The sequence below is a fragment of the Dyadobacter sp. CY345 genome (assembly GCF_021502725.1).
Classification (GTDB): domain Bacteria; phylum Bacteroidota; class Bacteroidia; order Cytophagales; family Spirosomataceae; genus Dyadobacter.
The window spans coordinates 738,452-751,561 of record NZ_JAKFFS010000001.1; the positions used below are offsets into that span (position 1 = coordinate 738,452).

The window sequence follows — 13,110 nt, forward strand, 5'->3', positions numbered from 1 at the left end:
TGTCCATTTTTTATGAAAGCCAGATTTCTATTTTTTATTCTTCTTGTTCTTAATAATTCATATTCTTTCGCCCAGAATACACAATTCACGTGGTGGAATCCGGCAAGCAGCAAATTTCCGGTTATTGAAGGACAGGCCTGGCCCGATGAGGTGAAAAATCGCTATGACCGGTTGCCTGCCCGGGCTGAAAAATTGGTTAGAGAACAGGTTTGGGATCTTTCAAGGCAATCCGCGGGGCTCATGATTCGGTTCAGGGCTAATTCGGGTGAAATCAAAATCAGGTATCAGGTTGGAGGGAAACTGTCACTTCCACATATGCCTTCTACGGGAGTAAGCGGGGTGGATGTATATGCCATTTCAAACGACGGTGAATGGCGTTGGTGCGCCGCTAAATATGCCTTTGGCGACACAATAACTTATAATTTCAAGAACATAGACCCTGTCGATCAGAATCATAAACTGGGCAGAGAATACCGGTTGTTTTTACCTCTATATAACAATATGCAATGGCTGGAAATCGGCGTTCCGGATGGTACCAGATTTGAAGCTTTACCAGTTCGACCGGACAAACCTATTGTGGTATACGGCACTTCCATCGCGCAGGGAGCCTGTGCTTCCCGACCGGGAATGGCGTGGACGTCGATCTTATCAAGAAAAATGGATGATCCTTTAATTAATCTTGGCTTTTCGGGAAACGGTCGTCTGGAAAAAGAAGTGGTTGATATGGTTTCTGAAATCGACGCGAAAATATTCGTTCTGGATTGTCTTCCGAATCTCGTTGCCAGTGTGAAAATTAGTTTGGACGAAGTGAAGGCCAGGATTTTAAATGCTGTACGCGATTTAAGAAAAAAACACAACTTGACTCCGATTTTATTGGCAGAACACGACGGTTATACGGACGAGGCGATCAATTCCGTCAGCCGCAAAAATTATCAGGAAGTTAATGCGGTAATGAAGGAAGCATTTGCGCAGTTGAAATCAGAAGGTATCACAGGCATTTACCTGATTCCCAAAGAAGATTTCAAGCAGGATATTGAAACAACGGTAGATGGCACACACCCAACTGACCTGGGAATGATGCGCTATGCAGAGGCGTATGAGAAACACATCCGGAATATTTTACATGAGCCGACAGGCACTGTCTCGACAACGAAGCCGTGCACGCAACTTCGTGAATTGAATAATTACGACTGGGAGACTCGCCACAGGGAGATATTATCATTAGATAAGACAGAAAAGCCACAAATCGTTGTTATCGGAAATTCTATCACACATTTCTGGGGAGGTATGCCAAAAGGGCCGCGTGCTACCGGCGAGGATTCCTGGAATAAGACCTTTGGGATGACGGGCGTACGTAATATGGGTTATGGCTGGGATCGAATTGAAAACGTGCTTTGGCGGGTATATCACGGGGAACTTGACGGGTACAGTGCCAAAAAGATCTTTGTAAATAGTGGCACAAATAATCTTCAATGGAACAAAGACGGAGAAATTCTTGAAGGATGGAAATTGTTGATCGAAGCGATCAAATTCAGGCAACCTGATGCTGATCTGATGATGGTTGGGATTTATCCGAGAAGGGAACAGGAAGACCGCGTCAGAAAATTAAATGTTGAATTAAAACAGCTGGCAAAAACGATGAATGTAAATTTCGTTGATCCGGGTCTGGTGCTGGCAGCTAAGAATGGAAAAATTGATGAAACGCTGTTTTCAGACGGTTTGCATCCGAATGCGAAGGGATACTTGATTTTAGGAAAAGCTTTTGAACCGTTTGTGAAATAAACGGTTCAAAATTTAACTCATAATATTACGCCAATACCAAAAAGAATGACGAACAATAAAGTTGAAAGCGCCATTTGTTTCAGATAAGGATCAAGTTCACTGGCTTTTTTCAGGCGGGAAACAGCCAGACCATTTTTAATAAATAGCGGAAAACTGAGCAGGAATATCAGACTGGTATAACCCGAGAAGTTCTGGACTGTATAGATCAATATACAGGACATTCCGATTAATAAAATAGCCCAGTGATAAAGCACCGCTTTCTCTCTTCCTAGGCGCACAGGAATAGAATTTTTGCCAGTTGCCCTGTCAGATTCGATATCCCGAATGTTGTTGATATTTAGCACTGCCACGGCAAATAAACCGCAGCTTGTAGCCGGTAACAACAAATCCCAATTCCAGACATGCGTATGCAAATAACTGCTTCCAAGAACGCCAACCCAGCCGAAGAAAATCAGCACTGACAAATCCCCCAGACCAACATATCCGTAAGGACGTTTCCCGGCAGTGTAAGTAATGGCGGCGATGATACAGGCGATCCCTATGCCTAAAAACACCCAGAATGTATTTGCAGGAGCATCTTTCAAAGCGATATACAGCAGCGAAATTCCTGAAATTAATGACAAAATGGAAAATAAAATAATGGCTTTCAACATCGTTGAAGCCGGAATACTTCCTGAATGAACTGCTCTGCGCGGACCTTCCCGAAGTTCGGTATCTTTCCCGTTTACAGCATCGCCATAATCATTAGCAAAGTTGGAAAGTACTTGTAAAAGCGTTGTTGTGAGTATGCTCAACAAAGCAACGGGCCAGCTGAACTGACCCGTTGATGCCGCTAAAAAGCAGCCCATTAATATGCAGGAAAGTGCCAGGGGTAACGTACGTGGCCGGGCAGCTTCTATCCAAGATTTCATTTTACTATCACTTAATATTAAGCCTGGGCTCTTTGTTCAACCCAGGCAATTATTTTTTCTGCATCTTTCAGACCAGCGACTGCTACTTCGGCACTAAGATTTCCATCGTAACTCATCGCCAAGTGTAAAGTGTCATAAGCAGCGAGAAAGGCGGAAAGGATCTTTTTATCCATTTTTGCCAATTCTTCTTTATACCATTCCACACTTTTACGGCCTTTTTTCTTATCACCTAAAATTGAATCCAATGCTACCAATACGCCGGCATAAGCCGTATGGCCAGCCATTTTTACATACTTCCGATCCTGATAATAACCATTTTCTTTTTTGGCTTTTTCGCTCAGGAGATCTTTGGCATTGGTGATATGTCTTTTAGCTTCCAATAACTCTTTCATATAATGTGCGTGATGAAGTTTGTGAACTGATTGATCAGATACCAACAGCTTTCAAAAACTCAGGATCTGTCGGCAAGATTTTTGAAGCGAAGAAATTTGTCAATTCGCCTTTTTCGTTTACTACATATTTGCAGAAATTCCATGTAGGCACCTTGTCATTCCAGCCATTTAATTCTTTGGTAGAAAGCCATTTGTAAATTGGAGCCTGGTCGTCGCCAACAACTGAAACTTTCTCAAACATCGGGAAAGAAACGCCATAAGTTTTTGAACAGAATGTAGCGATTTCTTCACTTGTACCTGGTTCCTGTCCACCAAAGTTGTTAGCAGGGAAACCCAAAACGACCACTTTATCGCCATGCTCTTTATTGAATTTTTCCCAGTCAGCATACTGTTTTGTGTATCCGCATTTCGAGGCTACATTCAGGATAACTACTTTCTTTCCTTTGTACTGGCTCAAATCAACCGTTTTTTCGCCAACAAGTGATTTAACTTTAAAGTCGTACAAAGTTTGTTTTGCAACAATATGTTCGGCCGGTTTCTGCGCAATTTCACTTTTATCAGCAAAAATGCCTGAAATAAGAGAAGTGATCATAATAAAAATTGATTTTAACAAGTTCATAACAAATCGATTTGGTTAAGTAATAGGTTGGAAATTTGATTTACGAAAACTGGCTTTCAAACGATTGAAATTCAGGTATAAAATTAATGTAAAAAAATGCTTTTACATTCTTTCAGGTACATTTATTCCTAATAACCCCAAGCCCTTCTGAATTGTTTCTGCTACGACTTTTGACAACGCCACACGGAAGCTTACAGCGATCGGATCCGGGTCAGCAAAAATGGACACTTCCGCGTAAAACTGGTTATAAACTTTCGCAAGTTCGTACGTATAAAACGAGACAACCGAAGGCGCGAATTCAATCCCTGCCGCCTGCACACGCATCGGGAATTGTGATAAAGTGAAAATTAATTCCCGCTCAACCTGATGCAGCTCGTAATTCGCAGGAGGTAATTTTATCTCAATACCGGATTGTTCTGCTTTTCTCAGAATGGACCGCATCCGGGTATAAGTATACTGAATGAAAGGTCCTGTATGTCCCTGGAAATCAATTGATTCTTCCGGATTGAACAACATTCTCTTCTTTGGGTCAACTTTTAAAAGATAATATTTCAACGCGCCAAGTGCCAAAGTATCATAAAGCTGTGTAGCTTCTTCACTCTCAAAATCATCGATTTTTCCAAGCTCTTGTGTTCTTGCTGCGGCCGTATCGATCATCTGCCTAACAAGGTCATCAGCATCAACAACGGTGCCTTCGCGAGACTTCATTTTTCCCGAAGGCAGATCAACCATTCCATAACTTATGTGATAACAACCGTCGGCATACGAGCGTCCCAGACGTTTTAAAATCGCAAAAAGTACATTAAAATGATAATCCTGCTCATTTCCTACAACCCATAAATAGCGGTCGTTATGGAAATCGCCGTATTTCAATTCAGTAGTACCTAAATCCTGCGTGATGTATACTGAAGTCCCGTCGCCGCGAAGAACCAGTTTCTCATCCAGCCCTTCCTCCGTCAGATTTATCCAAACAGAATTATCTTCTTTTTTGAAGAAAACACCTTTCTGTAAACCTTCTTCAATGATATCTTTTCCGAGCAAATAAGTATTGGATTCATAGTAGGTTTTGTCAAAACTCACACCAATCTGGTTGTAAGTCTGGTTAAATCCTGCGTAAACCCAGGTATTCATTTTTTGCCAAAGTGCCACCGTGTCCGCGTCTCCCTGTTCCCATAACAAAAGAAGTTTTTGAGCTTCAAGAATCCATGGGGCTTTTTTCGCCGCTTCTTCCGCTGTCAACCCGCTTGCTACCAGCTCGTTAATTTGCTTTTTATACTCGATATCAAACTTTACATAATATTTTCCAGCCAGATGATCACCTTTGATACCGGATGATTCAGGCGTTTCTCCGTTCCCCAATTCGCGATATGCCAACATGGATTTACAGATATGAATTCCCCGGTCGTTGACCAGACATGTTTTTACAACATCATATCCGTTAGCCTTTAAAATTCTCGAAAGCGAGTCGCCCAGAAAATTATTTCGTAAATGACCAAGGTGAAGCGGCTTGTTGGTGTTAGGAGACGAGAATTCTACCATTACCGATTTGCCGTTCGCAGGTAATGTTCCAAAATCAGCGTCGGAAGAAATATTTCCAAACAAATTCAGCCAGGTTGTGTCTTTAAGGCTGATATTTAAAAATCCCTGAACAACATTACAGCGGTCAACCACCGTAGAATTTGCTTCAAGATCAGCACCAATAATCTGTCCGATTTCTGCCGGGGCGCGTCTTGTTGCTTTGGTTAATGCGAATGTAACAAACGTGTAAAATCCTTCAAATTCCTTCTTGGTGGGTTGCAGTAATATGTCTTCAACGGTGATGTCAAAATTTTTGTGGACCGCTTTTTGAATGTCTGCTTTCAGTATTGCTTCAATCGTCATGAATATTGTTTTTATTGAATTTCGGAAGTATCAATCAAAAATTAAATAACATTCCTCTAAGTTTTTATTTGATTAAAAATATTTTTACATTAATAGACATTATCAAAAATGCAATTGTAATACCGTTAGTTAATCGCATTCCAGTACCAGCCGGTCATTTATAGTTATATTTTTTCTATAAATGCACGGACTAAAAATTACAGACAATAGCTAATAAGCATGTTATGGAAATCGTGGTAAGCTTTGCTGATTATGTTTTTCTTTTAAATACAAAATTAGGGTAAATATTGAACAGACTTACACCCCGCGACAAGAACTTATGAAGAACCGTTTACTATTTGTGATACAAAGTTGTCTGATCATACAATTTTGCTTCTTTGGACCTTCAAAGGTTCATGCACAATTAGAGCAATCTGATCGTTTGGAAATTCCTACAAATTCGTCTCGCTCTGAGATGTTTGAAGTGTTTACGCTGGGCAACGGCGGACTTTTGGCGCTCGTTCGCGGTGATGCCAGTTTTGGAAATAGAAATGAAAGTTGGGACTTTACGCGTTATGACACGTCGCTAAACCCGGTCTGGCGAGTGAATTACAAGCTAGACTATCGCTATATCCCGGTTATGGCCTATCAGGGAGAGCATTTTGGATACTGGTTATTTGCTCAGCCTGACACGGATCATTTCCTTTTTTTGCAGATGAATTATAACGACGGCGTTATCGAAAGCTATAAAGGGAATTTGCTTTCCGGGATAGACGTACAGCAATTTAAAGTAATTGGAAGCAAAGCAATTGTAGCCGGATACCATCGGTCACGACCTGTCGTTGTCGTTCATTCCTTTTTTGATCAGTCGTCGAAAGTTTTGCCTGGACTGTATGAAAAGAATACGGAACTGAATAATGTCGATATTAATGAACAGGATGGAATAATTAATGTGATCACGTATGCTTACAGAAAGAAAAACTGCGTATTTGAAATCAAGACTTATTCTTATGAAGGCAAATTTCTGAAAAAGACTGCGTTAAGTGATCCACGAAATAGTTTGATCTCAGGTCAAATTGTACCGCTGAACGCTGATGATTCGTACCTAATTGGGAATTATTCTGTTGGCTGCACTCCTTATTCACAGGGTTTGTACATAACCCATATCGCTGATAATGAACCGGAAAAGCCTGAATTTATCGAGTTTTCTGAGTTGCAGAATTTCTTCAATTATATGAAGCCAAAACGTCGCCAGCGGATGATGGACCGGATTGGTAAACGGAAAAGTCTAGGGAAGGAAAACAGATTTAGGTATCGTCTGCTTGTTCATGAACTAATTCAGACTGAAGACGAAATTGTGCTGGTTGCCGAAGTTTATTATCCAAATCAGCGTGCAGGATCCCCGATGATGGTCACAAATGGGGTCACTCGGCCATATAATGCACGTTCATTGGAAGGATTCCGCTATACACATGCGATTGTTTGCGGCTTCGACCGTAATGGAAAGTTCAAGTGGGATAATTGTATTCCGATTAAAGACCTTACAAGTTTTGAATTGCAGGAAATGGTGCAGTTAACGCCCGTCAACGATTATTTTATTCTTGCATATCCGCAGGAAGGTACAATTCACACCGAGGTGATCAACCGGGATAAGGTTGTCGTTGAAACTGAAAAATTCAAGATCAGCGCAAAATCTGAATCGGATAAGGTTATCAATAATGAAAACGCATATCTGGCACCGTGGTATGGGCAATATTTTCTTGCTTACGGGATGCAGCGCGTTGGTCCGTCTTCGATCGGGCAGGGCAGGGATGTTTTTTACATCAACAAACTAACTTACAAAACGGAAAGTATCAATAAGGCAGAAAACAGACAGGGAATGAATGTGCCGCGATGAAGTTAATTGTTAATGGTTAAGGGTTAATTATTAATGGTTAAGGGTTAATTATTAATTATTAATGGTTAATGTGTTTGCGCTGGTAGGGCTCTGAATTAAACTTAATGATTCTTTTAAGTTAATTTAAGTCTCAATTCTTTTCAAAAGAAAGTGAAGATATTGGTTCAGAGTTGCAACTACTCTAATCATTAACCCTGAACAATTAACCCTTGAACATTAACCCTTAACCATTAACCCTTAACCATTAATAATTAACCATTAATAATCAATCTACCATCCAAATATGGTCGGCTTCGAAGCCTTGTTCTTTCCACTCAACCAGAACGCGCTGGCTTTCGAGGGTATTTACTTTCATTCCGAAATAATCCGGTTCGATCGGCAGTTCCCGGTTGTAGCGCCGATCAATTAATACCATAAGTTCAACCATTTTCGGTCGGCCAAAGGCTGTCATAGCATCCAGCGCAGCGCGAACCATTCGGCCACTGGCCAATACGTCGTCAATAAGTATAACCCGCTTTCCTTCGATCAGAAACGGGACATTTGTTTTATTTGGTAATAAGGGAGAATCTCTGCGACGAAAATCGTCACGGTAGAAGGTTGCATCAAGATGTCCTAATGGAATGTTCCTTCCGGTCCTTTCACGCAATTCAGCAACAACACGCTCTGCAAAAAAAATACCCCTGGGCTGCAATCCCATAATCACAGTATTGTCAAAGTCCTGATGATTTTCAATAAGTTCCTGACATAACCTGCTGGTCATAATCTCTAACAGAGGGCTGCTTAAAATAAGTCGTTTGATAGACATGGTAATAATTCGCTGAATTTTAGCCTAAATTAAGCTCACATTTACGAAATCAAAAACTTTTCATATTAATAAGTAGAATATTTGCTGGAAAGAAGATGGCTGGAAGATATCTAATTTCATGATTCGAAAGCTTTAATCTAATTTTGAGCTATAATTATGACAATCCTGTGTTTGACAAAGTAAATGCTGAACACAGGCAATAGTTTTTTCACCCAGGTGAGCCAAAAAAATGTGGTTCATTCAAAATTGAACAAGTAGTAATGAAATATCTGATCGCGGGACTAGGAAATATAGGCCCGGAATATGCATTTACAAGGCACAATATCGGCTTCATGGTTCTGGACAGACTTGCAGCTCAAAACGATTTTAAATTCACTTTCGAAAAATTGGCGTTTGTGGCGGAGTGGAAATATAAAGGCCGTCAATTCTATTTTATTAAGCCAACCACTTTTATGAATTTGAGTGGAAAAGCCATCCGCTATTACATGGATCAGTATAAAATCCCCAAAGAAAACTTGCTGGTTATTGTTGACGAATTGCAATTGCCGTTTGGCACTCTAAGGATTAAGCCGAAAGGAAGCCATGGCGGACACAACGGATTGAGAAATATTGAAGAAATGTTAGGCACATCGGAATATCCCAGACTGCGCTTTGGAATAGGGAATAATTTTTCTCGTGGAAGGCAAGTAGATTACGTCTTAAAACCTTTTTCCAATGAAGAAATGTCAGAAATACAAATATTTTTGGACACAGCCGGAGATATGGTAACGGCGTTTTGTACTTTGGGAATACAATATGCTATGAATAATTACAATCAATGATTGTATTTTTTGAAGAATATATAAATATTTCAAGAATGTAGTTTATTTGGTTAATTTAATTATCGTAAAATATTATTTTTATTGAAATATGATAATCAGTTGTTAATTGTAAATTTTATTAAAAACATTTGCATTTATTCCAAACAATATTCTGTTTTGATCATTATCAATAATTTGTAATATCAAAATTTATGATGACATTTGTATATCAAAACAAGGCAATAAGAATTGAATAAATCCATGAAGCTGAATTAAATATGTATTATATTTGTATTCATATTACGGAGAGAAGATTTTGCCAATGTCTGTTGAAATATTCAATTTGAAACTCTTTTATTCCTGATTGATCTGAAATATAGATTTAATCGTATGTTGGATAAGAAATTTCAATTTGGTGAAACGAAAAAATTGAAGTATTATTGACACTAGTGTGACTTTGTTAAATAAAATGAGTCCAAAGTAGGTAATTCAAACAAGGGACGATTTATAAAAGAAATATTTTTGACCTGAATGGTCTAACACCTGATTATTAGTGATTATTGAAAATAACAAAAGATCATCTACTATCAGTCTGTAATTCAGTCAAATAAAGATAAGAAAAGGTTAAGGGTTTAGGAATAGTCAGTATAAAGCCGTCTTCATGAGATGGCTTTATCTTTTTATAGGCTCAGCCCAAACTTCAACGCGACGGTTTAACCTCCGTAACTCTTCTGATAAATTTTTTTGATTAGGCCGGGTAGAACCATAGCCGACTCCTTGAATACGATCGTCACTTATTCCTTTTCCTCTTAGATAATCTCGCACAACATTGACGCGCTGGTTGGATAAGAGTAAGTTTTTATCAAAATCACCGATGTTATCCGTATGCCCTTTAAGCATAATTTTTAAATCTGTACGTGTTTGAAAATAGGAAATCATAGAATCCAGTTGCGCCTTTGCGGGTAATTCCAGCGTATCATTACTTTGATTAAAAAGTAATGTTAACAAAGGACTATCAAATGTTTCAGGTTTTAGGCTGATCAGTGATTTCACTTCTGTAGACTGCGCAGTAGTTCTTACGGGAATACTTCTGGTTTGAAATCCCGGTGCGTTTACAGATATTTTATATGATTCGTGCGGTTTTAATTGAAAAGTATATCCACCATTTTTCACATTGGTTTTGGCCACAAGAGAATCATTGACTGATTTTCTTACCGATACTTCGGCATTTTCAACTGCATTCAGGTTTTTTCCTTCAAAAACTTTCCCTGATACCCGGACCAATCTGGTATCTAAAACAGGTATTTTTTCATCTTCTACTTTGCTTTCCTCTTTCACCTTTTCAATTTCGGCAACGATCTCTTTTGGAGCGCGGCTTATCGTCTGATAACTTCTGCGTATAAAAACAGGAGTCATAACCCGGTCATATACACGTATCAACGCAACGGAGCCGGCACTTGCTTCATGATTCGCAACCAAGTCATCCTGAAATAAATTCAGAACCTGCTCATTATCAAGAACTCCTTCCGTACCCGGATCTTTAAATTCTACCTTCGACAAACCGTTCACATACATTTTTATGACCTTGGTTTCAAAGTCTCTAGAATAAACGTAGTGAATGTATTGGTTAGCCCTAACCGGTGCTTTTTCACCAATAGCGAAATCGTAGAAGTTCAATTTTCCATCATAAATGTAACTTCCATAATCACTTTTGCGGTTCTTGAAATCAAGTACGCGTTTCCAGCTATCGAGCTCATTCAATTTAAAATAAATCTCCACGGTAAAAGATTTATTTAAAAAACCGTTTGCCTCCTTATTGTTAAATTGTAATCCTGAATTTTTTTCAAACTGATAGACCGTTCTGATGATCTCCGGAACGCCGTTTTCACCACTTCCAGGAACCTTCTCTTTTATAAACTGGCCCGCTTGTCCCAACTGATGTAACGCTGGCCCACCTTTTTCAATAGGCAGCAAGCCATTATTGAAATCATATGTCCACTGGCTTTGCGAAAAAACTGAAAAATAGGAGTGGCTTAGAAGAAGAGCAAAAAGCCACTTTACATTTTTTTTACTAATCATCTTCAAAAATATAAAAAAGACAGGTTGAAGCCGAAACGGTTCTTGTATTTTTGAAACATAATTACTTTTAAGCGTGAAAAATATTTTAATAGGTCTCGTTTTTTCCATTCTATGGGCCTCTGCTTCCGTAGCAACCAAATTTGGAGTCCAGTCTGCATCTCCTTTGATATTAGCAAACGTTCGTTTTTTTATCGCAGGTATACTGCTGTTAGGTTTTTCTTACATTTTTAGCAAAGATGAGGCTTATAAACTTCCAAACCGAAAGGAATTTATGCAGCTTGGTTTATTCGGTTTTTTAAATACAACGCTGTATCTCGGTTTGTATGTAATGGCGATGAAATTTACCGCCGCCGGTATTGGCAGCCTGGCTGTTTCGATAAATCCCTTAATGATTGTTTTATTGTCGGCATGGTGGCTTAGCCGGCGTCCACGGATTGGTGAGTGGATCGGTATTATTTTAGGCATGTTGGGCGTAGGCATTGCAACCTATCCGCTTCTGGACGGAGCAACTACCAAAATTGAAGGTATATTGATACTGCTTGTTAGCATGATTGCCGTTTCGGCGGCCAGTGTATATTATGCGACAATCGAATGGAAATTGCCGAATCTGCTGATCAATGGCTGGCAGGTTACGCTGGGAGGTATATTTTTGCTTCCGTTCACATTAATTTTCGGAGATTTCTCTGTGACAACCTGGGATTTTAGATTCTGGGGATCTGTATTGTGGCTGAGTCTGGCTGTTTCAATAGCCGGATTAATTTGTTGGTTTTATTTGTTAAGAATCGATCCAGTTCGCGCTTCATTATGGCTTTTCCTTTGTCCATTATTTGGCTTCTTTTTCGCCTGGCGGCTCATGGACGAGCAGGTTACCATTTACACCGTCGCCGGAACACTGTTTGTTATTGTCGGATTATATTTTGGACAAAAAGCAAAAATCAGTAGCGGTGTGGCTATAAAAAAATAGTCATTCTCAGGTTTTTAACTCTGAAAATGACTACCCTTTTTATGAAGTTTTAACAATTAATCAGTTTCAATTTGTCCACTTAAATATAAACGCGCCTGGCCTCCGATATTAACGCGTTCACCGTCAATATCACATTTTAGAAAGCCACCACGTTTCGAAAGTTGTTTTGCAGTAAGGTTTGTTTTTTCAAGTTTTTCAGACCAATAAGGAATTAATGTTGTATGTGCCGAACCTGTTACCGGATCCTCATCAACACCTGACTGCGGGGCAAAGAACCGAGATACGAAATCAACATCGTCGCCAGGTGCGGTGACGATAATCCCTCTTGCAGGGATCGTCGAAAGGACGATTATATCAAAATCAAGATCTCGAACTTCCGCTTCTGTATCTAAAACGACCATGTAGTCTGTTTTGCCTTTGTATACTTCCAATATTACCGCATCCCGTAATCCTTCCATCAAGGCCGGAGGCGGCACTGCGATGTGGTACTGGTCAACAGGAAAATTTAATGTCAACCAATTATCCTTGCAAAGTACGGTCAATTCGCCACTCAGAGATTCAAATTTAATAAGATCACCTTCATAACCCTGAATATTGAAAATGACGTAGGCAGAAGCGAGCGTAGCATGTCCGCAAAGCTCGACTTCCAGAAAAGGTGTGAACCATCGAATGTGATACCCATTTTCTGTTGGGACGTAAAATGCGGTTTCTGCAAGATTGTTTTCCGCAGCAATATCTTGCAATGTTTCATTCGGCAACCAATTTTCTAGAGGAACAACCGCAGCTGGGTTGCCAGCAAAAAGCTGATCGGTAAATGCGTCTATTTGATATATATTTAGTTTCATCTATTTTGGGCCAGGGTGTTAATTTATTCCAAGGTATTAATTTTTTTTTCTATAAAACGTAGTCGTGAATGGAATTTTTCAAGAAATTTATTAAAATCTGATTAGGTTCTGATATTATCAATCCAACCATGATCATTTCAGGAATGTCAATTAGTA

General features: G+C 39.5%; 11 protein-coding genes. 4 read left to right on the forward strand and 7 right to left on the reverse strand.

Going from position 1 to position 13,110, the window contains the following annotated elements; all coding sequences use genetic code 11:
• Positions 1-12: 12 nt before the first annotated feature.
• On the forward strand, positions 13-1,782 hold the full coding sequence (locus L0657_RS03175) for an SGNH/GDSL hydrolase family protein (protein ID WP_235148944.1): 1,770 nt from the start codon (positions 13-15) through the stop codon (positions 1,780-1,782).
• Between the two features lie 17 nt (positions 1,783-1,799).
• Here the strand turns inward: L0657_RS03175 and L0657_RS03180 are convergent, their stop codons facing one another.
• The 4 genes from L0657_RS03180 to argS form a co-directional block, all read right to left on the reverse strand.
• A complete protein-coding gene (locus tag L0657_RS03180) occupies positions 1,800-2,693 on the reverse strand; it encodes a 1,4-dihydroxy-2-naphthoate polyprenyltransferase (protein ID WP_235148945.1) in 894 nt (297 codons plus the stop codon).
• Between the two features lie 17 nt (positions 2,694-2,710).
• On the reverse strand, positions 2,711-3,085 hold the full coding sequence (locus tag L0657_RS03185) for a DUF5618 family protein (protein ID WP_235148946.1): 375 nt from the start codon (positions 3,083-3,085) through the stop codon (positions 2,711-2,713).
• Positions 3,086-3,119: 34 nt separating this feature from the next.
• Positions 3,120-3,677: a glutathione peroxidase gene (locus tag L0657_RS03190; RefSeq protein ID WP_235148947.1), complete on the reverse strand. Its 558-nt coding sequence runs from the start codon at positions 3,675-3,677 to the stop codon at positions 3,120-3,122.
• Positions 3,678-3,806: 129 nt separating this feature from the next.
• A complete protein-coding gene (gene argS / locus L0657_RS03195; protein WP_235148948.1) occupies positions 3,807-5,585 on the reverse strand; it encodes an arginine--tRNA ligase in 1,779 nt (592 codons plus the stop codon).
• Positions 5,586-5,904: 319 nt separating this feature from the next.
• Here argS and L0657_RS03200 point away from each other — a divergent pair, with 319 nt between their 5' ends.
• On the forward strand, positions 5,905-7,461 hold the full coding sequence (locus L0657_RS03200; RefSeq protein ID WP_235148949.1) for a hypothetical protein: 1,557 nt from the start codon (positions 5,905-5,907) through the stop codon (positions 7,459-7,461).
• 265 nt (positions 7,462-7,726) lie between these two features.
• Here L0657_RS03200 and pyrR read toward each other — a convergent pair whose 3' ends face one another.
• Positions 7,727-8,266: a bifunctional pyr operon transcriptional regulator/uracil phosphoribosyltransferase PyrR gene (pyrR, locus tag L0657_RS03205; RefSeq protein ID WP_235148950.1), complete on the reverse strand. Its 540-nt coding sequence runs from the start codon at positions 8,264-8,266 to the stop codon at positions 7,727-7,729.
• 260 nt (positions 8,267-8,526) lie between these two features.
• Here pyrR and pth point away from each other — a divergent pair, with 260 nt between their 5' ends.
• Entirely contained in the window at positions 8,527-9,087 is a 561-nt protein-coding gene (gene pth / locus L0657_RS03210; protein ID WP_235148951.1) for an aminoacyl-tRNA hydrolase, read from the forward strand.
• Between the two features lie 651 nt (positions 9,088-9,738).
• Here pth and L0657_RS03215 read toward each other — a convergent pair.
• The gene (locus L0657_RS03215; protein ID WP_235148952.1) at positions 9,739-11,145 is read right to left on the reverse strand and encodes an OmpA family protein; all 1,407 of its coding nucleotides are present in this window, start codon (positions 11,143-11,145) and stop codon (positions 9,739-9,741) included.
• A 73-nt stretch (positions 11,146-11,218) separates the two neighbouring features.
• On the opposite strand from L0657_RS03215, the gene L0657_RS03220 reads away from it, so the two are divergent.
• Complete coding sequence (locus L0657_RS03220) at positions 11,219-12,109, forward strand: DMT family transporter (protein WP_235148953.1); 891 nt, start codon at positions 11,219-11,221, stop codon at positions 12,107-12,109.
• A 56-nt stretch (positions 12,110-12,165) separates the two neighbouring features.
• On the opposite strand, the gene L0657_RS03225 is transcribed toward L0657_RS03220, so the two are convergent.
• Entirely contained in the window at positions 12,166-12,954 is a 789-nt protein-coding gene (locus L0657_RS03225) for a PhzF family phenazine biosynthesis protein (RefSeq protein WP_235148954.1), read from the reverse strand.
• Positions 12,955-13,110: the final 156 nt, after the last annotated feature.

Bases quoted from the DNA above. Each gene is read 5' to 3' on its own strand.
- L0657_RS03200 (WP_235148949.1), top strand. From the start codon at position 5,905: ATGAAGAACCGTTTACTATTTGTGATACAAAGTTGTCTGATCATACAA.
- argS (WP_235148948.1), bottom strand. From the start codon at position 5,585: ATGACGATTGAAGCAATACTGAAAGCAGACATTCAAAAAGCGGTCCAC.
- L0657_RS03180 (WP_235148945.1), bottom strand. From the start codon at position 2,693: ATGAAATCTTGGATAGAAGCTGCCCGGCCACGTACGTTACCCCTGGCA.
- pth (WP_235148951.1), top strand. From the start codon at position 8,527: ATGAAATATCTGATCGCGGGACTAGGAAATATAGGCCCGGAATATGCA.
- L0657_RS03185 (WP_235148946.1), bottom strand. From the start codon at position 3,085: ATGAAAGAGTTATTGGAAGCTAAAAGACATATCACCAATGCCAAAGAT.
- L0657_RS03225 (WP_235148954.1), bottom strand. From the start codon at position 12,954: ATGAAACTAAATATATATCAAATAGACGCATTTACCGATCAGCTTTTT.
- L0657_RS03215 (WP_235148952.1), bottom strand. From the start codon at position 11,145: ATGATTAGTAAAAAAAATGTAAAGTGGCTTTTTGCTCTTCTTCTAAGC.
- L0657_RS03190 (WP_235148947.1), bottom strand. From the start codon at position 3,677: ATGATCACTTCTCTTATTTCAGGCATTTTTGCTGATAAAAGTGAAATT.
- L0657_RS03175 (WP_235148944.1), top strand. From the start codon at position 13: ATGAAAGCCAGATTTCTATTTTTTATTCTTCTTGTTCTTAATAATTCA.
- pyrR (WP_235148950.1), bottom strand. From the start codon at position 8,266: ATGTCTATCAAACGACTTATTTTAAGCAGCCCTCTGTTAGAGATTATG.